The 20,270-nt window shown below is 66.5% G+C and carries 21 protein-coding genes, 6 tRNA genes and 1 riboswitch; of the genes, 11 read left to right on the top strand and 16 right to left on the bottom strand.

Annotation, left to right across the window (positions count from 1 at the left end; genetic code table 11):
- Position 1 precedes the first annotated feature (1 nt).
- From MUN23_RS00260 to MUN23_RS00230, 7 genes are all read right to left on the bottom strand, one after another.
- Positions 2 to 1,330: an HRDC domain-containing protein gene (locus MUN23_RS00260; RefSeq protein ID WP_248761530.1), complete on the bottom strand. Its 1,329-nt coding sequence runs from the start codon at positions 1,328 to 1,330 to the stop codon at positions 2 to 4.
- A 31-nt stretch (positions 1,331 to 1,361) separates the two neighbouring features.
- The gene (locus tag MUN23_RS00255; protein ID WP_248761529.1) at positions 1,362 to 2,012 is read right to left on the bottom strand and encodes a DUF3000 domain-containing protein; all 651 of its coding nucleotides are present in this window, start codon (positions 2,010 to 2,012) and stop codon (positions 1,362 to 1,364) included.
- Between the two features lie 61 nt (positions 2,013 to 2,073).
- On the bottom strand, positions 2,074 to 3,189 hold the full coding sequence (locus MUN23_RS00250; protein WP_248763947.1) for a low specificity L-threonine aldolase: 1,116 nt from the start codon (positions 3,187 to 3,189) through the stop codon (positions 2,074 to 2,076).
- A gap of 89 nt (positions 3,190 to 3,278) precedes the next feature.
- Entirely contained in the window at positions 3,279 to 4,040 is a 762-nt protein-coding gene (locus MUN23_RS00245) for an SDR family oxidoreductase (RefSeq protein WP_248761527.1), read from the bottom strand.
- Positions 4,037 to 5,404, bottom strand: coding sequence for a DUF6421 family protein (locus MUN23_RS00240; RefSeq protein ID WP_248761525.1), 1,368 nt, complete (start codon positions 5,402 to 5,404; stop codon positions 4,037 to 4,039). The genes MUN23_RS00245 and MUN23_RS00240 overlap by 4 nt, the downstream gene beginning before the upstream one ends.
- A gap of 154 nt (positions 5,405 to 5,558) precedes the next feature.
- Positions 5,559 to 6,068, bottom strand: a complete 510-nt coding sequence (msrB, locus tag MUN23_RS00235; protein WP_248761524.1) for a peptide-methionine (R)-S-oxide reductase MsrB — start codon at positions 6,066 to 6,068, stop codon at positions 5,559 to 5,561.
- A gap of 14 nt (positions 6,069 to 6,082) precedes the next feature.
- Positions 6,083 to 6,574, bottom strand: a complete 492-nt coding sequence (locus tag MUN23_RS00230) for a hypothetical protein (protein WP_248761523.1) — start codon at positions 6,572 to 6,574, stop codon at positions 6,083 to 6,085.
- A 219-nt stretch (positions 6,575 to 6,793) separates the two neighbouring features.
- On the opposite strand from MUN23_RS00230, the gene MUN23_RS00225 reads away from it, so the two are divergent.
- Entirely contained in the window at positions 6,794 to 7,996 is a 1,203-nt protein-coding gene (locus tag MUN23_RS00225; protein ID WP_248763946.1) for a S9 family peptidase, read from the top strand.
- On the opposite strand, the gene ybaK is transcribed toward MUN23_RS00225, so the two are convergent.
- The 3 genes from ybaK to MUN23_RS00210 are packed head-to-tail and all read right to left on the bottom strand — an operon-like array spanning position 7,993 to position 9,913.
- Complete coding sequence (ybaK, locus tag MUN23_RS00220) at positions 7,993 to 8,490, bottom strand: Cys-tRNA(Pro) deacylase (RefSeq protein WP_248761522.1); 498 nt, start codon at positions 8,488 to 8,490, stop codon at positions 7,993 to 7,995. The genes MUN23_RS00225 and ybaK overlap by 4 nt on opposite strands.
- Before the next feature lie 39 nt (positions 8,491 to 8,529).
- Positions 8,530 to 8,991, bottom strand: a complete 462-nt coding sequence (locus MUN23_RS00215) for a SufE family protein (protein WP_248761521.1) — start codon at positions 8,989 to 8,991, stop codon at positions 8,530 to 8,532.
- Between the two features lie 10 nt (positions 8,992 to 9,001).
- A complete protein-coding gene (locus tag MUN23_RS00210) occupies positions 9,002 to 9,913 on the bottom strand; it encodes a sulfurtransferase (RefSeq protein ID WP_248761520.1) in 912 nt (303 codons plus the stop codon).
- Positions 9,914 to 10,126: 213 nt separating this feature from the next.
- Between MUN23_RS00210 and zapE the strand changes: the two genes are divergently transcribed.
- Complete coding sequence (gene zapE, locus MUN23_RS00205; RefSeq protein ID WP_248761518.1) at positions 10,127 to 11,164, top strand: cell division protein ZapE; 1,038 nt, start codon at positions 10,127 to 10,129, stop codon at positions 11,162 to 11,164.
- Between the two features lie 113 nt (positions 11,165 to 11,277).
- On the opposite strand, the gene MUN23_RS00200 is transcribed toward zapE, so the two are convergent.
- The 6 genes from MUN23_RS00200 to MUN23_RS00175 form a co-directional block, all read right to left on the bottom strand.
- Positions 11,278 to 11,535: an antitoxin gene (locus MUN23_RS00200; protein ID WP_248761516.1), complete on the bottom strand. Its 258-nt coding sequence runs from the start codon at positions 11,533 to 11,535 to the stop codon at positions 11,278 to 11,280.
- A gap of 153 nt (positions 11,536 to 11,688) precedes the next feature.
- A tRNA-Val gene (locus tag MUN23_RS00195) sits at positions 11,689 to 11,760 on the bottom strand.
- Positions 11,761 to 11,804: 44 nt separating this feature from the next.
- Positions 11,805 to 11,877, bottom strand: a tRNA-Gly gene (locus tag MUN23_RS00190).
- A 58-nt stretch (positions 11,878 to 11,935) separates the two neighbouring features.
- Positions 11,936 to 12,010: transfer RNA gene (locus tag MUN23_RS00185), tRNA-Val, on the bottom strand.
- 39 nt (positions 12,011 to 12,049) lie between these two features.
- Positions 12,050 to 12,120: transfer RNA gene (locus MUN23_RS00180), tRNA-Cys, on the bottom strand.
- A 47-nt stretch (positions 12,121 to 12,167) separates the two neighbouring features.
- A tRNA-Gly gene (locus tag MUN23_RS00175) sits at positions 12,168 to 12,240 on the bottom strand.
- Between the two features lie 228 nt (positions 12,241 to 12,468).
- Between MUN23_RS00175 and MUN23_RS00170 the strand changes: the two genes are divergently transcribed.
- The 9 genes from MUN23_RS00170 to ribB all read left to right on the top strand — a co-directional run bounded on the left by MUN23_RS00170 (position 12,469) and on the right by ribB (position 20,261).
- Positions 12,469 to 12,540: transfer RNA gene (locus MUN23_RS00170), tRNA-Val, on the top strand.
- Positions 12,541 to 12,632: 92 nt separating this feature from the next.
- Positions 12,633 to 13,493, top strand: a complete 861-nt coding sequence (locus MUN23_RS00165) for a cytochrome (protein WP_248761514.1) — start codon at positions 12,633 to 12,635, stop codon at positions 13,491 to 13,493.
- 123 nt (positions 13,494 to 13,616) lie between these two features.
- Positions 13,617 to 14,225, top strand: a complete 609-nt coding sequence (def, locus tag MUN23_RS00160; RefSeq protein WP_248761513.1) for a peptide deformylase — start codon at positions 13,617 to 13,619, stop codon at positions 14,223 to 14,225.
- A complete protein-coding gene (gene fmt, locus MUN23_RS00155; protein ID WP_248761511.1) occupies positions 14,222 to 15,142 on the top strand; it encodes a methionyl-tRNA formyltransferase in 921 nt (306 codons plus the stop codon). Before def ends, fmt begins: the two co-directional genes overlap by 4 nt.
- Positions 15,139 to 16,728: an RsmB/NOP family class I SAM-dependent RNA methyltransferase gene (locus MUN23_RS00150; protein ID WP_248761509.1), complete on the top strand. Its 1,590-nt coding sequence runs from the start codon at positions 15,139 to 15,141 to the stop codon at positions 16,726 to 16,728. The genes fmt and MUN23_RS00150 overlap by 4 nt, the downstream gene beginning before the upstream one ends.
- 18 nt (positions 16,729 to 16,746) lie before the next feature.
- Entirely contained in the window at positions 16,747 to 17,427 is a 681-nt protein-coding gene (rpe, locus tag MUN23_RS00145) for a ribulose-phosphate 3-epimerase (protein WP_248763945.1), read from the top strand.
- Between the two features lie 40 nt (positions 17,428 to 17,467).
- A riboswitch (FMN riboswitch) is annotated at positions 17,468 to 17,621 on the top strand.
- A gap of 173 nt (positions 17,622 to 17,794) precedes the next feature.
- Complete coding sequence (gene ribD, locus MUN23_RS00140) at positions 17,795 to 18,913, top strand: bifunctional diaminohydroxyphosphoribosylaminopyrimidine deaminase/5-amino-6-(5-phosphoribosylamino)uracil reductase RibD (RefSeq protein WP_248761507.1); 1,119 nt, start codon at positions 17,795 to 17,797, stop codon at positions 18,911 to 18,913.
- The gene (locus tag MUN23_RS00135) at positions 18,913 to 19,548 is read left to right on the top strand and encodes a riboflavin synthase (RefSeq protein WP_248761506.1); all 636 of its coding nucleotides are present in this window, start codon (positions 18,913 to 18,915) and stop codon (positions 19,546 to 19,548) included. Before ribD ends, MUN23_RS00135 begins: the two co-directional genes overlap by 1 nt.
- Positions 19,545 to 20,261, top strand: coding sequence for a 3,4-dihydroxy-2-butanone-4-phosphate synthase (gene ribB / locus MUN23_RS00130; RefSeq protein WP_248761505.1), 717 nt, complete (start codon positions 19,545 to 19,547; stop codon positions 20,259 to 20,261). The genes MUN23_RS00135 and ribB overlap by 4 nt, the downstream gene beginning before the upstream one ends.
- The last annotated feature ends 9 nt before the right edge of the window (positions 20,262 to 20,270 follow it).

The raw sequence follows: 20,270 nt of genomic DNA, 5'->3' as shown, positions 1-20,270 counted from the left end.
TTTACTCGGGGACTGCGGTTGCCTTGGTTTCCTTGGCCGGCAGCGGCTGCGGGTTGAGGAACGCGTCCGTGAGAAGCGGTGCCACCACACCGATCTGCCACTCGCGGGCACCGAGGGCACGCAGCTCGGCGGCCACTGTTTCTTCGGTAATGCCCGACGGCGGACGCCACGCCACGCGGCGCAGGTAGTCCGGCGTCAGCAGGTTCTCCACGGGAAGGTTCAGTTCCTCCGCCTTCTCCTGCAGGAGCGGACGGGCGGTGGACAGGCGTGCGGCGGCCTCGGGGTCCCGATCGGACCACACCCGCGGCGGCGGCGGTGCGTTGGTAGGCAGGTGCAGAGGCGGAAGATCCTCAAGATCGCGGGCAGCGGCGATGCACCGGAGCCAGCGGGGTGCCTCACGCTGAGCCGCACGGCCGTGGAAGCCCTTGGTGCCGAGCAGCTGGGGAACGGTGGACGGCATGGCCTTGGCGGCGGACACCAGTGCGGAATCTGGGATCAGCCGTCCCGGCGCAACATCGCGCTTCTGCGCCAGGAAATCGCGCTCCAGCCACATTTCTCGGACAGCGGCCAGCTGGCGCCGGTCGCGGATCTGGTGCAGGCCCGACGTCTTGCGCCAGGGGTCAACCCGGGGAGGGGCGACTCCGGCGGCCAGGATCGCGGCAAATTCCTGCTCCGCGTATTCCAGCTTGCCGTCGGCCTGCAGCAGCTCGATGAGTTCTTCGCGCAGCTCGGTCAGGACTTCCACGTCCAGGGCGGCGTAGCGCAGCCACGGCTCGGGCAGCGGCCGGGTGGACCAGTCGGCAGCGGAATGTTCCTTCGCCAGGCCAAACCCGAGCAGCTGTTCGATGACGGCGGCCAGGCCAACGCGTGGCAGGCCGGCCAGCCGTGCGGCGAGCTCCGTATCAAAGAGCTTGTCCGGCCACATGCCCAGCTCCAGCAGGCAGGGCAGGTCCTGGCTGGCTGCATGCAGGATCCATTCCACGCCCTGGAGCGCATCGTTGATGATGGACAGGTTCTCGAACGGTTCCGGGTCGATCAGCCAGGTACCGGAGCCTTCGCGCCGGATCTGCACCAGGAACGCGCGCTGGCCGTACCGGAATCCTGAGGCCCGTTCCGCATCAACCCCTGCGGGCCCTGTTCCGGCGGCGATGGCCGCCGCGCACCGCTCCAGCCCGGACTGTGATTCGATAACCAGCGGCACGCCGTCGCGCGGTGCATCGAGGTCAATGACTACGGGGACCTGGCTGTCGAAGCCTTCCACCGTGATGTGGGGAGTGGTATCAGCAGCCGGAGCGCCGGCCGTGGTGTTTTCCGGAATATGAGGGGTCATGATGCCTTCAGTTTACCGACAAGGGGCAGTCCTAGTTCCGGCGCCGGCGCGGAAGGGCCGTGACGCCGTCGGGTAGAGGGGGGAGGCCGGCGAACGTGCAGACCATGTCGGACCACGCCTCCAGATGGGCAGTGACGTCCGAGGACGCCGGAGTCCAGGAGGCGCGCAGCTCGATATCGATCGACCCGGGCCGGTCGGAAAGTGTTCCAAAGCTCTCCGACAGGACGCGCGTGGCGGTCCCGCCGGCCGCCCGGTAGGGGGCCTTGTGGTTCTCCAGCGCCTCGACCAGCCAGGTCCAGGCGACGGTGCCCAGCATTTCGTCGTTGCCCATCTCGGGCTCAAGCTGGGCCCGGATGTAGGTGACAATCCGGAATTCGCCGTCCCAGACTGCTGAGCCTTCGGGGTCGTGGAGCAGGATGAAGCGGCCCGTGGCCAGCTCGGTGTCGTCGTCGTCCGCGGTGCCGGACGCCGCCGCCAGGGCCATGGCGGCGGGCCCGTGGACCGGTGTGGTGCCGCTGCCCGGCCCGGGCGCCATGACTTCGGCCCCGAGTGCCACGGCGAACGGTGCCAGGCGCGCCGGGGCGGGAATTTCCGCCAGGCGCAGTTCACCGCGGCATTGGGCCTTCCTGAGGGTTCCCAGGGCGTGGAGAAATTCCGGGGGAACCTGGGCTAGTGCGTTCACCTTCGCAGATTACGCAACAGCAGGGGGCGGGCAGCGCAGGCTCGCCGTCGGCCGGTCCAAGCTATCCGGCTTCCGTGCCCGCGTGGTGGGCCGCAAGTTCCCGTCGGATCGCGGCCACAAAGGCGTCGACGTCGTCCTCGCTGGTGTCGAAGGAGCACATCCAGCGGACCTCGCGGGCGGCTTCATCCCAGTCGTAGAACCGGAAGGACTCCCGCAGCCGGTCAGCTATGCCGGCCGGCAGGACGGCGAACACGCCGTTGGACTCCGTCTTCTGTGTGGGCTCGACGCCCTCGATCGTGTCCACCGCGGCGCGGAGGCGGGCGGCCATGGCGTTGGCGTGCGACGCCGAACGGAGCCACAGGTCGCCTTCCAGCAGGGCGATGAACTGGGCGGACAGGAAGCGCATTTTCGAGGCCAGCTGCATGTTCATCTTGCGCAGGAACTTCAGGCCGTGGGCGGCTTCGGGGTTCAGGGCCACCACCACTTCGCCGTACAGCAGCCCGTTTTTGGTGCCGCCGAAGGAGAGGATGTCCACGCCGGCGTCGCGCGTGAAAGCCCGCAGCGGCACGTCCAGGTGCGCGGCGGCGTTGGCCAGCCGCGCGCCGTCCATGTGGAGTTTCATGCCCTTGGCGTGGGCATGATCGGCGATGGCCCGGACCTCATCCGGGGTGTAGCAGGTGCCGAGCTCGGTGGTCTGCGTGATGGACACTGCCAGCGGCTGTGCCCGGTGTTCATCGCCCCAACCCCACGCCTCGCGGTCAATCAGCTCCGGCGTCAGCTTGCCGTCGGGGGTGGGGACATGCAGGAGTTTGATCCCGCCGATCCGTTCCGGAGCGCCGTTTTCGTCCATGTTGATGTGCGCCGTCGAAGCGCACACCACAGCACCCCAGCGCGGGAGCAGCGACTGCAGGGATAGCACGTTGGCCCCCGTGCCGTTGAACACCGGGAAGCATTCGATGCCGGCGCCGAAGTGATCCTCCATCAGCCCCTGCAGCCGTGCCGTGTAGTCGTCCTCTCCGTAGGACACCTGGTGCCCTTCGTTGGCCGCCGCGAGGGCGGCCAGCACCTCGGGGTGCACGCCGGAGTAGTTGTCCGAGGCGAAACCGCGGATGGACGCGTCATGCAGCCGGGCGGCGGGATTTTCAAGCCGGGGGGCGGCATCTGCCGTAGTTGTCATTGCTTTGCTCACGTTCTCAGTCTAGGGAGGTCGGGTCCGGCCGGTCAGGGGTCAGTATGCCAGGGGAGGTTGCGGTCAGGGATTTGCGGTCAGGGGGCCAGGAGCAGGCGCCGGCCGTTCAGTTCGGCTGCCGGGCGGCTGAACAGACCGACGACGGCGGCGGCCAGGTCCTCGACGTCGGTGGCGCCTGGGAATGTCCGTTCCGGGTGCGCCTTCCGGAGTTCGTCGTCCACCAGGGCTTTCACCACGAGGACGACGGCGGCGCCGCGCAAGGCGGCGCCCTCATCCGCGGCCGTGCGGGCCAGCCCCTCCGCCATGGCCAGTGTCCAGGTCTCGGCGGCAGCCTTTGCCGCCACGTAGCTGGCCGTCGCCGCCGTGGGCTTGTCCACCGCGATGGAGGACACCATGGCAAACCGTCCGGTTCCGGCGGCGGCCAGGTCGCCGTAAAAGACCCGGGACACATTCCGGAGCGTGGTGATGGCGCCGCGCTCCAGGAAGTCCCAATCGGCGTCGCTTTGGTCCGTGATGCCCTTGGCGCCGCGCCAGCCGCCGACGAGGTGGATGACCCCGTCCATCAGACCTGCCGTGCCCGTCAGGGTCTTCCGGAGGGCCTGGACGTCAGCGAGATCCGCAAGGTCGCACACCAGGGGAGTGACGCCGTCGCCCGCCTGCCTCGCAGCAGCGTGGATGCGCGTCGTGTCCGAGCCGACCGTGAAGACCCGGAACCCCGCCTGGTACAATGCCCGGGCCACCGCGATCCCGGACGGTCCGCTGCCGCCGGTGACCAGGACGTTCAGCCCGAGGGCATTATCCGGAACAGGTACAACGTGCGGGGCGCCGGGTTCGCTCACAGCGCGGACGCTCCGGTGATGCCGGCGGTGGATTCGATGACCGGACGCATTTTCTTCTCCAAGGCTTCGTAGAACATGGACAGCGGAAATTCGTCGTCCAGCACCTGGTCCGTGAGGCCGCGGGGCGGACCGGCAACGGGAAGCGCGTCCGGGCCTTTGGCCCACACGGATGCGGGGTTGGGCGTGACCGTGTTGGAGATCAGCTGGTACGCGGCAAGCCAATGGGCCATTTTCGGCCGGTCAATGGAGCGCCAGTAGAGCTCGTCGATCGAGGCGCCGAGGGCGATCACCGCGTCCGCCACCTGGTCCCAGTCGATGCTGAGCCGGCTGTCGGTCCAGTGCAGGACGTGGTGCTGGTGCAGCCAGGCAAAGAGCAGCTGTCCGCCAAGGCCGTCGTAGTTGCGCACCCGGTTGCCGGTGATCGCGAAGCGGAAGATCCGGTCGAAGATGATGGCGTACTGCACCAGTTTCGCGTGCCGGCGTGCGTCCGGCCCGGCGTCTTCGTCCTGTTCGATCCGGACGGATTCCCGGAAGGCGGTGAGGTCGCAGCGCAGCTCTTCCAGCGAATACAGGAAGTAGGGCATCCGCTGCTTGATCATGAACGGGTCAAAGGGCAGGTCGCCGCGCATGTGGGTGCGGTCATGGATCAGGTCCCACATCACAAACGTGGCCTCGGTCAGCTCCTGGTCGGCCAGGAGTTCCTCGGCGCCCGCGGGCAGATCCAGGGAGGTGATGTCTGCGGCCGCGCGCAGGACCCGGCGGAACCGGGCAGCTTCGCGGTCCGCAAAAATCGCGCCCCAGGTGAAGGTGGGTGTCGCCCGGACAGCAACGGTTTCGGGGAACAGTACCGCCGAGTTGGTGTTGTAGCCGTGGGTGAAGTCCAGGAACCGGATGGGCACAAAGAGCTTGTTGGAATAGTCCCCGGCCTCAAGGCCGGCCACAAAATCGGGCCAGATGACTTCGATCAGAACGGCTTCCACCAGCCGGCTGCTGCTTCCGTTCTGGGTGTACATGGGGAAGATGACAACATGCTGCAGGCCATCCTGGCGCTGCAGCTGGGGCTGGAACGCCAGCAGCGATGCGAGGAAGTCCGGGACGGCGAATCCAGCCGTGGCCCACGCCTGGAAATCAGCGACGACGGCGTCAAGGTAGGTCGCGTCGTGCGGGAACAGCGGTGCCAGTTCGGCAAGCGACTCCGTGATGGCGGCAACCTGCAGGGTTGCCTCGGCGTGATGGCCGGCATCAGGCACGGAGCCGTCCTGGACCTGCAGTGCCTGCAGGGATTCGGCGGCGCTCCTGAGGCGGAGCCAGGCGGGATTTTCGGCGGTGATCCTCGTAGGGGCCACGGTCACGGTGACGGTCATGGTGCGACTGCCTTTCTCATTGCTTGGGGCATCTACGGCGAGCGTAGCAAGCAACCAGAGTCTCTAACTCAAATCGAGCCTGAGCATAAGATACTCTCGGGCTCGAGGCGCCTCGAGGCTCCGCCAGATGTAGGCGGAGCCACGGCTGGCGGACTCAGGACTCCGTGGGTTCGTCCCCCGCCGCGCCGCGCGGCACCAGTTTCAGGGACACCGAATTGATGCAGAAGCGCTGGTCCGTGGGCGTGCCGTAGCCTTCACCCTCAAATACGTGGCCCAGGTGTGAATCACAGTGCGCGCACCGTACCTCCACCCGCTTCATGCCGAGCGTCCGGTCGTGGATGTAACGGACGGTGCCTTCGGCGAGCGGTGCCCAGAAGGACGGCCAGCCACAATGCGAGTCGAATTTTTCGTTGCTCCGGAAGAGCTCGGTGCCACAGGCGCGGCATTGGTAGACACCCTCCGTATGGGTGTCCACGTACTCGCCGGTGAAGGGGCGCTCCGTGCCCGCCTGCCGCAGCACGTGGTATTCCTCCGGTGTGAGTTCCTGCCGCCACTCGGCGTCGGATTTCCGGTAGACGGGTTCCGCAGCGGCGGCGTCGGCGGCCGGACCGGGGACGGAATCCGTGGCCTTGTTCTCGAAGATGCTCTTACCAAAGATGCTCATAGTCAGCTCAACGCTCAGGAGTCGCCGATAAATCCCGAACCGGCATACAGGTGGAGCACGGGGAGCCCCAACTGGTCCTGGGCTTTGTTGGCCCAGTCCGTGTGGAACGTATCCGCAACTGCGTGAGGACGCGTGATCACCACTGCCTGGGCTGCGCCGAGTTCCTTGACCTTGGCAACGAGGCCGTTGACCGCCCCGCCGTCCACAACCTCGCCCGATACCCCAGCGCCCAGCCCCTCCAAGGCGGCCAGCGAGACGGCCAGCGTCTCTGCGGCCTCGGCCCGTTCAACGGTGGGGTCCGGGGCGTGGGCGGTCAGTTCGCGGAACGCCTTAGCAACGTCCAGCAGGGAGAGATTCTCAAGGAAATCCACCAGCAGATGCCGTTCGGTGTTCCCTGGAACCAGCAGGACAAGGGGAGTGTCCTGGCCGTCCACCAGGCGTTCTATGTTGACGCGGTCGTCCGCGCCCAGGGGTTCTTCGGTCAGGATGACGATTGGATCACTCATGGCATCAGCCTAGTCGTGCGCACCGGCGCCTGCATCCATTTGGGCCGCACAGCGGTTGCGGTGTCATGCGCGCGGCGTCCCCGGAGCCGGCAGAATTCCGATGCCACGTGCCGGACGGAATATGGTCAACGCGTCTGCGGCAGTAAGAATGGTTCCATGGCACCTTCCACGCGCACCTCCACGTTGACGGCGGCAGTTCCGACCCAGGCCGATGGCCGCATGTCGCTGCGCGCCAAATGGGCGCTCGGCGGCGTCATTGGCGGCGGGGCCCTTGCAGGCCTGCTGGCCACCGGCTCCTCCGCGCTGGCGCTTTATTTTGCCCGGCGTGTGATCACTCCCGTCCGGCAGCGGACGGCGGACCAGGAAGTCCTCGCCGTGCTCCGGGAAGGAGGCGGCCGCCAGGTCATCCTGACAGCCACTCCGGAGACGACTGTGGAGGGCGTCTATGGGTTGTTTTTCGACGGCGGGAAGGGGCACGCCCGGATCGGGCGGATCGTGTCCTATTCGCCGGCGGACGGCACGGTCCTGCGCGAAGTGGAAGCCGTCTATACCGGCGATCTTGATACGGCCCGCCGCGGATGGTGGAGCGGTGCGCTCTACCCGGATCCCGCCACCGCCGGCTTTGCGGCGGAGGACGTGCACATAGACGTCGACGGCGGCACAGCACCGGCGTGGCTGGTCCGGGCCGGCGGACCTGCCCGTACCTGGGCAGTCATGGTTCACGGCCGCGGGGCCACCCGCCAGGAGGCCCTCCGTGCCGTAGGCCCCGCCCTCGAACTGGGGCTCACCAGCCTGCTGGTCTCTTACCGCAATGACGGGTTGGCGCCGTCGGCCGAGGATGGCCGGTACGGCCTGGGATCCACGGAATGGCATGACGTGGAGGCGGCCATCGAGTTCGCCCTGGCCCACGGCGCCGAGGAAATTGTCCTCTTCGGCTGGTCCATGGGCGGCGCCATCTGCCTGCAGACGGCCGATCTCTCGCCTCACCGTCAACTGATCCGGGCCATGGTCCTGGACGCGCCCGTTATCAACTGGGTCAATGTGCTGGCCCACCATGCGCAGATCAATCGCATTCCGTCCCTCGTGGGCCGCTACGGGCAGCTGATGCTGGGCCACCCCGTGGGCCGGAGGCTCACCGGCCTTGCCGCGCCCGTGGACCTCAAGGCCATGGACTGGGTGGCGCGCGCCGTCGAAGTCCGGACGCCCACGCTGATCATCCACAGCGTTGATGACGAGTACGTTCCCTATGAACCCTCCGCGCTCCTGGCGGAGCGGAATCCAGACATGGTCACATTCGAAACGTTCAACCACGCCAGGCATACCAAGGAGTGGAATGTCGATCCCGAGCGCTGGGAGAACCTGATCAAGGCGTGGCTTCGGCCCCAGTTGGCTCCGCGTCTTAATCCGGGGCAGAACCGCTAAGGCGTGCGGGTGCCGATGGCGGCTGTCACCGCGGACGTCAGCCGGATGAGGTCGGCCGGCGCAAGCTCAACGTCCAGGCCGCGTTTGCCACCGGAAACCAGCATCGTTCCCAGATTGAGGGCGCTGCTGTCCACCACCGTGGGTGATGACTGGCGCTGGCCCAGCGGCGAGATCCCGCCCAGGACGTAGCCCGTGCGGCGTTCAGCAGCCGCAGGATCTGCCATCGAAGCCTTCCTGGCGCCCAGGGCGGCCGCGAATGCCTTCAGGTCAAGGTTTCCGCTGACCGGCACAACCCCCACGGCCAGCCGGCCCTCCACTTCCACCATGAGGGTCTTGAAGACCGTCTCCGGAGCGATGCCCAGGGCTCCGGCGGCTTCCGTGCCGTAGCTGGCCGCTGAAGGATCGTGGGCATACGGATGCAGCACAAAAGGAACGCCGGCTGCAGCCAGTGCGGCTGTGGCCGGCGTTCCGTTTGAAGAACTTTTGTGTCCCAAGGCGTTCAGTTTCCGATCCGGAGTCAGGAGATCAGGGGATCAGGACGCGGACCGGGACGTTGCGGCGACCTTGCGCTTGATCCGTCCCAGCATCGCCGTCATGCCGCGCATCCGCAAGGGTGTGATGGCCCGCGTCAACCCCAGCAGCTCTGGCATGTCGTCCGGCACCGCCAGGATTTCAGCGGCGCTGAGTCCGTCGAGGCCCTCGTGGAGCACACCGGCGAAACCCCGCGTGGTGGGGGCTTCCGGTGGCGCTTTGAAGTAGAGCCGAACGGCGTCGGCAGGTCCGGCGTCGTTCCTTTCCGTCTCGATGGCCAGGAACAGCGGCGACTGGCATTCCACCACCTGCTCCAGGAGCTCGGGGTGGTCCTTCAGCCGGTCAGGCAACTCCGGCAGTTCGCGCGAGAACTCAAGCAGCAACTGAAGCCGATCGGGTTCGGTCAGGGCCTGGAAGTCATCCACGATTTCCGCCAAGGCGGCAGGCAGGTCATGTGTACTCATCTGTTCCAGTTTACGCCGGGACCGTGCCGCGTTCCGTACCCTTGGCGATGGGAACCCGGACGGCGTTGCCCCACTCTGTCCAGGAGCCGTCGTAGTTCCGGACAGTGTCAAAGCCCAGCAGGTACTTGAGCGCGAACCAGGTGTGGCTGGAACGCTCGCCGATGCGGCAGTAGGCCACCACGTCATCGCCTGCGGTCAGCCCGGCCTCGCCCAGGTAGAGGGCCTCGAGCTCTTCCCGGCTGCGGTACGTTCCGTCCGGCGCAGCGGCACGCGCCCAGGGGATGGATGCTGCCGTGGGAATGTGTCCGCCGCGGAGCGCACCTTCCTCCGGGTAGGCCGGCATGTGGGTCCGCTGGCCGGTGTATTCCTCGGGGGAGCGGACGTCAATGAGCGGCTTGCCGAAGTGTGCCAGCACATCTTCCTTGAACGCGCGGATGGGGGCGTCGTTGCGCTCCACCACCGGATAGTCGCCGGGCGCCGGGGTGGTCCGCTCCGTGGTCAGGTCACGGCCTTCGGCGATCCACTTGTCCCGGCCGCCGTCGAGCAGCCGGACGTCCTCGTGGCCGAACAGGGTAAAGACCCAGAGCGCATAGGCGGCCCACCAGTTGGACTTGTCCCCGTAGATGACCACCGTGGTGTCACGGGAGATGCCCTTGGCAGCGGCCAGGGCGGAGAACGCCTCACCGTTCACGTAATCGCGGGTCACATCATCGTTAAGGTCCGTGTGCCAGTCGATTTTGACTGATCCGGGGATATGGCCGGTCTCGTAAAGGAGGACATCCTCGTCGGACTCGACCACCACCAACTTTCCGTCCGCCAAGGCGCCGCCTTGGAGGGCGGCTGCGAGCCATTCGGTGGACACCAGACGCTCCGGGCTGGCGTAGGCGGCGAACTTCTCGTTCTGTTCAACTGCGTAGGACATGGTGATGGCCTTTCACTGAGACACACGGCGGATGCTGTAGAAGGAAAACCTGCCTCCAACACTAGCCACGGCCGGCCGCCCTGTCCGCCTCCTTGTTAACAGTGGGAAATATGGCCTTCGTCACGCCGCGGCCCTGGCCGGCGCCACCGCGGGGGAGGCCAGGGCCATTGCCGGTATTCTTTCTGGGGACAACCACCAGCAGAACGGACCACCTTGGTACAGATCGAACAGCTTGCCGCCCGAACACCGGCGGTTTCGGTGGATGAACTCCTCAAAGGTTTCTATCCGTCCCCACGGTTCGGCCAGGTCTCTTTTGCAAGCTACCGGCCGGACCTGAACCAGCCGTCCCAGGCGGCGGCGGTCAAGGCGCTGGAAGGGTTCGCCGGGGGAGTTGGAGCCGGCGACGGCGACGGCCTGTTCAAGAAGCTCTTCACCAAGAAGGTCGCTACCAGGGCGGGGATCTATCTCGACGGAGGATTCGGCGTCGGCAAAACCCACCTGCTGGCCTCGCTGTGGCATGCCGCCCCGGGCCCCAAGGCCTTCGGTACGTTTGTGGAATACACCAACCTCGTGGGGGCCCTTTCGTTCCGCAAAACCGTCGAGGCGCTGAGCCACTACAAGCTGGTGTGCATCGATGAGTTCGAGCTGGATGATCCGGGTGACACCGTGCTGATGTCCCGTTTGATGCGTGAACTGGCCGACGCCGGCGTGAAGCTGGCTGCCACGTCCAACACCCTGCCGGGTTCGCTGGGCGACGGCCGCTTTGCCGCCGTCGACTTTGCCCGTGAAATCCAGGTCCTGGCGGACCAGTTCGACGTCATCAGGATCGACGGCGAGGACTTCCGCCACCGTGGGTTGCCCGCCGCCCCGGCACCACTGAAGAACAGCCAGCTCGCCGCGCAGATGAGGGCTGAGTTCGACGGCAAGACCGTGGCAGAGGACGAATTCAGTTCACTGATCGGCCACCTGGCCGGTGTCCACCCGAGCCGCTACCGGCAGCTCATCGACGGCATCGACGGCGTGGTGTGGCGCAACGTGGAGACGATCACCGAACAGGCCGTGGCGCTTCGGTTTGTTGTGTTGGCGGACCGCCTGTACGACAAGGATGTGCCCATCCTGGCCAGCGGCGTCCCGTTCGACAAGCTCTTCACGGACGAGATGATGCACGGCGGGTACACGAAGAAGTATTTCCGTGCTGTGTCCCGCCTGACGGCGCTGGCCCGCGAGGGCCAGAACCACGAGCCGTCCTAGGCATCGGCCGGGGAAGCCGGACCGTCAGTTAAACGCCAAAGGCGCGGGTGCCACCTCCCGGCGGGACCCGCGCCCCCTTGACGTGCTAGGGCAGTGCCCTGGCCAAATCCTTGTTACGGAGCCTTGTCAACCGGCGGAACCGGGTTGACTGGCGGAGTCTGCTCGGTGGCAGGCGCTACGCCGGGTGTTCCGTCGTTCTTGTCAACGAGCTTGGAAGCGCCCTCCTGGACTTTGTCCACGTGACCGGCGTACTTACCGCCGGTCTTTGAGTCGACGAAATCGCCGGCTTTCGTGATGCCGTCCTTGATGGCCTGCTCGTTGCCGCGGATGAGACCCTGAGCCTTGCCCTTAAGATCGTCAATCAGTCCCACGAGCACCTCCCTTCAATCGCGGAGCCAGTTCGCTCCTCCGCAACCGATCCTAGCCCTGTCTGCCGGGTGTGCCAAGGTGCTGTGACAAATGTTGTAAAGTCCGTGCGGCGTATCCGGGCAATAAAAAAGCAGCTCACGGGGAGCTGCTGTGTGTGGGCGATACTGGGATCGAACCAGTGACCTCTTCCGTGTCAGGGAAGCGCGCTACCGCTGCGCCAATCGCCCGGAACCGGAAGGCCGGCCATTTCGGATTTATTACTGGGGTAGAGAGCGGACGACGAGATTCGAACTCGCGACATCCACCTTGGCAAGGTGGTGCTCTACCAGCTGAGCTACGTCCGCGTATGAAGTACACCCTGGCCGGTGGCCAGGCGTACTGCATGAAGCAAGTTTCCTTGCTTGGTGGGCGATACTGGGATCGAACCAGTGACCTCTTCCGTGTCAGGGAAGCGCGCTACCGCTGCGCCAATCGCCCATTTCGTCCGGCGTGAACCGGAATCCATGGTTTTCACCGAGGTGGGTACGGGATTCGAACCCGTGTGAACGGCTTTGCAGGCCGCTGCCTCGCCTCTCGGCCAACCCACCGTGTAAGCTCCGATTCCGAAAAACCTTAGCCGTGACAGTGTCCTGCGAGCGGACGACGAGATTCGAACTCGCGACATCCACCTTGGCAAGGTGGTGCTCTACCAGCTGAGCTACGTCCGCATTTGGGCCGCTGAATCCGTGCCGTTTCGGGCATTTCCTCGCGTTCCAACGAGTAAGAACTCTATAGGAGGTTCAGGGAATCTCCAAATCGAACGTGCTTCAACGGCGGCAATGCCCCTGGATCCCTGCAATCTAGGGGATTTTTCTAATTACAGGCGTGTAATTCGATCGGCGTCCCGTCTCGATTTCCATAAACCCCGCCCGGTCGGCTAGCATTCAAAGGCATCGGGGCGATTGGCGCAGTGGTAGCGCGCTTCGTTCACACCGAAGAGGTCACTGGTTCGAACCCAGTATCGCCCACCGAGGAATCTGGTCCGTTTCCGCTCAGCCGAGCGGAAACGGACCTTTTTTGTGCCCGCCATTCTGTCAGCCCCTTGTGAAAGAGTCTTTGTATGACTGATCCACTCCTTGCCCACGCCACGGAATACGGCCGCATGTATGCCCGGTCAACCTCCGAACAGTTCTCCGTTCCGTCAATCACCACCGTCATCGGCCAGCAGCCGCACGGCCTGGACGGCTGGTTTGGTTACATGGGCGCCAGCAGCCTGGCGAAGGATCCGCTGCTGGCCGATTGCCTGGGCAGCCCGGCGAAAATCCGGCAAGCCGTCAACCGGGCCTCAAAAGCAGCAGAACTCTACCGCGACGAGGCCGCCAAACGCGGCGACCGCGTCCATAATTACTGCGAGCAGGTTGCGCTCCGCGCCCTGGGCCGGCCCCACGCCATGAAGGAAACCCGCGAGGCGTTGGCGGCCAACGGCGAGGAAGGCTTTGCCCTGCGGTTCGATGAGTGGTGGGACCTCTACGGCGTAGAGCCCATCGCACCGGAAATCACCGTCTGGAACAAGTCAGTGGGCTACGCCGGGACGCTGGACCTCGTGGCCAAAATCAACGGCCGGATCTGCGTCATTGATTACAAGACCAAGGGCACCACGCGGGACGGCACTGTCAAGCCGCTGGACGACAAGGTGGTTATGCAACTGGTGGCCGGCATGAAGGCCGAAGAAAGCCTCGTGGATGCCGTGGCAGGGGAATGGGAGCCCTGGAAGTACGGTGAGAACCCGCTACTGCTGGCGGTGGCTATCGGCGAGACCGAAGTCCGTCCGGTCCGCGCCAACCCCGACGTCCTCAAGCACCACTGGTGGAAGTTCTGCGCCCTGCGCCGGGTCTGGGAACTGTCCGCCGATACACTCGCCGCCGGGTCTGCGCTTCTTCCGGTGGCTCCGCCCGTCTCCTCACAGGTCCGCAGCGCCTAGCGGAGCACGCCTGCCGGAACTTCGCATGCCTGGAGTCCGGCTGCCCGGAGTCCCGGGACCGGTGCCCCTGCGCCTAAACTGGACAGGTTCGCCAATAACCCCCACCGTGAGGAAAGACAGCACATGGCCATTCTGAATATCCGCATTATCGGTGATCCTGTGCTCCGCACAGTGGCCGATCCCGTGACGGAATTCGGTCCTGAGCTCGCCAGACTGGTTGCGGACATGACGGAAACCATGGAGGACGTGGACGGCGCCGGCCTCGCGGCCCCCCAGATTGGCGTCAGCCAGCGGGTCTTCACCTACCGGATCGACGGCGTGGAGGGCCACATCATCAATCCGGTCCTGGAAAACAGCGAGGACTTCCAGGCGGACCAGGTTGAGGGTTGCCTGTCCATTCCGGGCCTGGCGTTCCCGGTCCGCCGCTTCCGCGCCACACTCGCCACCGGTGTTGACCTGAACGGGAATCCTGTCGCGGTGGAGGGGGAAGGCCTGCTGGCCCGTTGTTTCCAGCACGAGACGGACCACCTGGACGGCATCCTCTACACCGACAGGCTGGAAGGCGAGGACCGGAAAACGGCCCTGCGTTCCATCCGCAATGCCAACTATGACGCCATTACGGAACGCACGACGACGAAGCGTGCCAAGACGGTCGGGTCCAGTTTCGGGGGCGCGAGCTTTGGGGGCACAAGCACCGGGGGCGCCAGCTTCGGCGGCGGCGCCACCACATGAGGGTACTTTTTGCCGGCACCCCCGCCGTGGCCGTCCCGTCCCTTGATGCACTGATTGCGGCAGGCTTTGAAATCGTTGCGGTCCTGACCCGTCCCGACGCGCCGATAGGGCGCAAACGGGTGCTGACGCCGTCGCCCGTTGCCGCCCGCGCCGCCGAGCTGGGAATCGACATCATCCACGCCACCCGTGTGGACGACGCCGTGACGGCGAAAATCGCCGCGACCAAGCCGGACGTGGCCGCCATCGTGGCCTACGGTGGACTGATTCCGCGCCCCGCCCTGGATGTTCCCCCGCACGGGTGGATCAACCTGCACTTTTCCCTGCTTCCCGCGTGGCGTGGCGCTGCCCCCGTGCAGCGGGCCGTAATGGCAGGCGACGACGTCACCGGGGCAGTCACCTTCCTGTTGGAAGAAGGTCTGGACACCGGCCCGGTCTTCGGAACGCTGACCGAGGGTGTTGCCCCGGAGGACACCGCCGGAGCGCTGCTGGAGCGGCTGTCCCACAGCGGAGCCGTGCTCCTTGCCCAGACGCTGTCCGCCGTTGAAGCCGGGAGGGCAGCTGCACAGCCGCAGGTCGGCGACGTTTCACTGGCCCCGAAGCTGACCATCGATGACGGCCGGCTCGACTGGAAGCAGCCCGCCCTGGCGATCGGCAGGCGCGCCCGCGGCGTAACTCCCGAGCCCGGAGCCTGGACCACCCTGGACGGACAGCGCGTCAAACTCGAACCTGTCCGGCTCCGGCCAGGTGACACCGACCTGCGGCCCGGCGCGGTATTCCTCGACGGGAAGAGCGTCCTGGTGGGCACCGGATCCCACTCTGTGGAGCTGACGAGGATCCAGCCTTCGGGCAAAAAGATGATGGCCGCCGCTGACTGGGCGCGTGGCATGGCAACACTGGAAAGCGTGGTCTTCGAATGAGCGAATCCGGCGGTAATGCAGGCGGCACGGGCGGCAGCGGAGGCGGCGCCCCGGGCGGCGGACGGGGCAACAGCGGACGGGGCAAGGGCGGGCCGCGGGATTCCAGCCAGCGGAACGCCCAGGGCCGCGAACGCAACCGCCCCTCCCAGCGGAGCTTCACCGAAAACGCTCCTGCGCAGCGGACCCGCCGGGCGGACCCCGCGCGGCTGGTGGCTTTTGAAGTCCTGCGCGCGGTAGCCGCCGAGGACGCCTACGCCAACCTAGTGCTCCCGTCCCGCATCCGCCATCACGGCCTGGACAAGCGCGACGCCGGCTTCGCCACCGAGCTTAGCTATGGCGCCTTGCGTGGCCAGGGCACGTACGATGCCATCCTGGCCCGCTGCGTTGACCGGCCGCTGGACCAGCTTGACCCTGCCATTCTCGACGCCCTGCGAATCGGCACGCATCAGCTGCTGGCCATGCGCGTCCCGGCCCACGCCGCCCTGGATCAGACCGTGGGCCTGGCCCGCGCCGTCATCGGCGCCGGACCCTCCGCCCTGATCAACGCAGTATTGCGGAAAGTCACGGCGCACACCCTGGAGGAGTGGCTTGAAATCCTCGTTGCCGGTGAAAGCGACGAAACCACCATCGCGTCCCTCCGGTACGCCCACCCCGAATGGATTGTTCGGGCGATGCGCCAGTCCCTGGTGGCCCACGGGCGGTCAGCCGCCGAAATCAACGACCTGCTGGAAGCCGATAACGAAGCTCCGGTGGTTAACCTCGTGGCCCTGCCCGGCCTGGGCAGCCTGGATGAAGCCCTGGAGGGCGGGGCAACCCCCGGTGAACTGGTGGAAGGCTCGGCACTCTCCAGCGGCGGAGACCTGGGCCGCCTCGCCTCCATCCGGGAAGGCAGCACGCGTGTCCAGGACGTCGGCTCCCAGCTGGTGGCCCGCGCCATGGCGGCAGTCGAGCTGGATCCCACCGGAAGCCCCGGAGCAGAGCGGCCGCACGAAACCTGGCTGGACCTGTGCGCCGGCCCCGGAGGCAAGGCGGCCCTCCTTGGCGCTCTGGCCAACGCCCAGGGTGCCACACTGCTCGCGAATGAACCGGCCCCGCACCGTGCCAAACTCGTCAGCCAGGCCCTGTCCGCCGTGCCCCGGGACGTCTGGCGCGTCCGGACCGGCGATGGCCGCGACGTGGGCACTGAGCAGCCGGAATCCTTTGACCGTGTCTTGGTGGACGTCCCCTGCAGCGGGCTTGGTGCGCTGCGCCGCAGGCCGGAGTCCCGCTGGCGCCGCACCCCCAAGGACCTTGCGGACCTGGGGCCGCTGCAGCGTGCCCTGTTGAAATCGGCGCTGGAGGCCGTCCGCCCCGGCGGAGTGGTTGCCTATGTCACCTGTTCACCCCACCCGGCCGAAACCACGGCAGTGGTCAGCGATGCCCTCCGGAAGCGGGATGACTTGGAGCTGCTGGACGCCGGTGCCGTGCTGGACAGCGTGAGCCTGACCGGGAACCTGGGCGCAGGCCACGATTCCACGGCGCAACTCTGGCCGCACATCCACAGCACCGATGCCATGTTCCTGGCCCTCATCCGGAAGAAAGCCTGACCCGTGAAAGGTTCCCCCATGCCGCAGTGCTGCATCAACCCCAGCATCCTGTCCGCCGACTTCGTCAACCTCGAAGCCGAACTGCAGCGCATCAGCAACGCTGACGCCGTGCACGTGGACGTGATGGACAACCACTTTGTTCCCAACCTCACCCTGGGCTTGCCCGTGGTCCAGCGGATCCAGGCGGTCAGCCCCGTTCCGCTGGACGCCCACCTGATGATCTCCGACGCCGACCGCTGGGCGCCGGGGTTCGCCGACGCAGGCCTGGCCTCCGTGACCTTCCATGCCGAGGCCTCGATTGCACCGGTCAAACTGGCCCGCGAACTGCGGGCCCGGGGCTCCAAGGCCGGCATGGCGCTGCGCCCTGCGACGGCTGTGGAACCCTACCTGGACATGCTCGAGGAACTGGACATGCTCCTGATCATGACCGTGGAGCCGGGCTTCGGCGGCCAGGCGTTCCTGGACTTCACCCTGCCCAAGATCCGCAAGGCCCGGGCAGCCATTGACGGCTCCGGAATCAATGTCGCCCTCCAGGTGGACGGTGGCATCACCGAGGAAACCATTCTGCGGGCGGCCGAAGCAGGAGCCAACGTCTTTGTGGCGGGTTCGGCTGTTTACGGCGCGGAGGACCCGGCTGCAGCCATTGGACGGCTCCGCGAAGCCGGCAGCATAAAGTTACGTGCTGCGTCCGCGGAATAGTCTGGGCCACCTTGTGGTTATGGCACAATAGCAACACACAATACGTGCTCCGGGGTCGGTGTAAGTCCGAACCGGCGGTGATAGTCCGCGACCCGCGAGCCGGTCCTTTCCCCTTCAGGGAAGGAACCGGCGGACGGTTGAACTGGTGAAATTCCGGTACCGACAGTTAAAGTCTGGATGAGAGAAGCACGTACAGCTGTATCTGTGGCGCCCTATGCGCTGCAGCCTTCTGCTGTCGTATACCCCCGGAGCCATCGCGGTTCTAGAGGGAAGGAACGACAACACACATGAACCCCTTGCGATGGCTCTTTGAAGCCAGGATTTCCCATGCTCCGGGAACCGAAGCCACCGGACCGGTGGCTGCCCCATGACACGGTTCGAAAACGTCACGGCGTTCAGCGCCGCCGAAACCGCCGCCATGGACGCAGCGCTGAAAGCAGCCCTGCAGGGCCCGCGGGGAGCGAATCCGCTGGTGGGCGCCGTCGTGATCGATGCGGCCGGCCGCCAGTTGGTGACCGGGTACCACCGCGGCGCCGGCACAGCCCACGCTGAAGCCGATGCGATCACCCAGGCTGAGGCCGCCGGGCTGGACCTGAGCGGCTGCACGATGGTGATCACCCTGGAACCCTGTGACCACAGAGGCCGCACCGGGCCCTGCACGCAGGCGATCATTCGTGCCGGAATCACGGACGTGGTCTACGCCGTCGACGACCCTCACGACCCCGCGGCGGGCGGCGCAGCCACCCTCCGGAACGCCGGCGTGCAGGTCCGCAGCGGGCTCGCGGCGGTCGAGTCGTTCGAGCTGAACCGTCAGTGGTTCCTGGGAGTTGCCGCACAGCGCCCGTTCGTGACGCTGCACATCGCCCAGACCCTGGACAGCCGGATCGCCGCTGAGGATGGCACAAGCCAGTGGATCTCCTCGCCGGAGTCGCTCGCCGACAACCACGGGCTCAGGCGGCGGATCGACGCCATCCTCGTGGGCACGCAGACCGTGCTGGTGGATAACCCCCGGCTGACAGCCCGCGACGCGTCCGGAGCGACATCCGGCAAACAGCCGCTGCGCGCCGTGATGGGCCTGCGGGACATCCCGGCAGACGCCGCCGTCCGCGGTGACGACGGCAACGTGCTCCACCTCGCCACGCGGGATCCGCGGGAGGCGCTCTCGCTCCTCTACGCGGAGGGAGTCCGCCACGTCATGGTCGAAGGCGGCTCACGCATCCTCAGCTCATTCCTGGCCGCCGGGCTTGTGGACGAACTCATTGTCTACCTTGCCCCCACCCTGCTGGGCTCCGGAACCCCCGCCCTCAACGGGCTGGGAATCACCACCCTCGCGGATGCCCGGCACTGGGACTGGGACCCCTCCGACGGCGGTGCCGTCCGGACCCTGGGCCGGGACCTGAGGCTGCACCTCCGTCCAGAACCAACCGAAGCTTTTGAACCACACCTATCCCGCACTGCCGCGGAACCAGCCATGGGAGGCTACTGATGTTTACCGGAATTATTGCCGAACAGGGACAGGTTCTGTCCGTGGAGCGGGACGGCGATGCCAGCGCAACGCTCCGCCTCCGCGCGCCCGGCACCACCGAAGGGCTCGGACTGGGCGGGTCCATCGCCGTCAACGGGGTCTGCCTGACGGCCACCGCCATCGAGGGCAAAGAGTTCAGCGTTGATGTGATGGGCGAAACCCTCGTCCGCAGCACCATCGGCGAACTTGCCGCCGGTGACTCGGTGAACCTTGAGCGCTGCGTCCCCGCCGGCGGCCGGCTGGACGGCCACGTCGTCCAGGGCCACGTCGACGGCGTCGGGCAGCTGCTGGAGCGCGAGGCGCTCGGCAACTGGGAACGCCTCCGGTTCGGTGTACCGGCCAACCTCGCCCGCTATATCGCGGAGAAGGGCTCCATCGCGATCGACGGCGTCTCGCTCACCGTCACGGTGGTCAGCCCCGCCGCGGAGCCGGAGCCCTGGTTCGAAGTGGGGCTGATCCCCACCACGTTGGCCGAGACCGGCCTGGGGGCCAAGGAAACCGGCAGCAGGGTCAACCTCGAAGTGGACGTGCTCGCGAAATACACCGAACGGCTGCTGGCATTCAGCACCGGCGCAACCACCGGGCGCGAACGATGAACGCCGCCGTCCGGCTGGAGCCGGCCGCGTCCGCCGGCCCGGTGCCCAATGCAGCCTTCGGACTTGACCCCGTGGAAGATGCCATCCGCGCCATGGCCGCCGGCCGGCCCGTCCTGGTGGTGGACAACGAGGACCGCGAAAACGAGGGCGACATCATCTTCGCCGCACAGCATGCCACCCCTGCCCTCATGGGATGGACCATCCGCTACAGCTCCGGCGTCATCTGCGTCCCCCTGAGCGGGGAGCGCGCCGATGCCCTGGCACTGCCGCCGATGGTGGCAGTGAACGAGGACGCGAAGGGTACGGCGTACACCGTTTCCTGCGATGCGGCCTTGGGTGTCAGCACGGGAATCTCCGCCACGGACCGGGCACTTACGGCCCGCGTCCTTGCCGACCCCGGCGCCGGACCGGCGGCCGTGACCCGGCCCGGGCATATTTTCCCGCTCCGGGCAGTTAACGGAGGAGTGCGTGAACGCCCCGGCCATACCGAAGCGGCCGTGGACCTCTGCCGGCTCGCCGGACTGGAGCCAGTGGGCGTGATCGCCGAGGTTGTGTACGACGACGGTGAAATGATGCGGCTCGACGGGCTGCGGGGATTTGCTGCTGAACACGGGTGCCCCCTGATCTCGATTGAGGATCTGGTGGCCTACCTTGAAGCAGGAGCCGGGACACCCGCCGACAGTGACACCGGGCCGGACGCCCGGGCGAAGTAGAGGAGTAAT

It is taken from the genome of Pseudarthrobacter sp. SSS035 (assembly GCF_023273875.1).
Lineage (GTDB): Bacteria > Actinomycetota > Actinomycetes > Actinomycetales > Micrococcaceae > Arthrobacter.
Note: the sequence above shows the minus strand (reverse complement) of the source record. Positions and strands in the feature narration are given on the sequence as shown.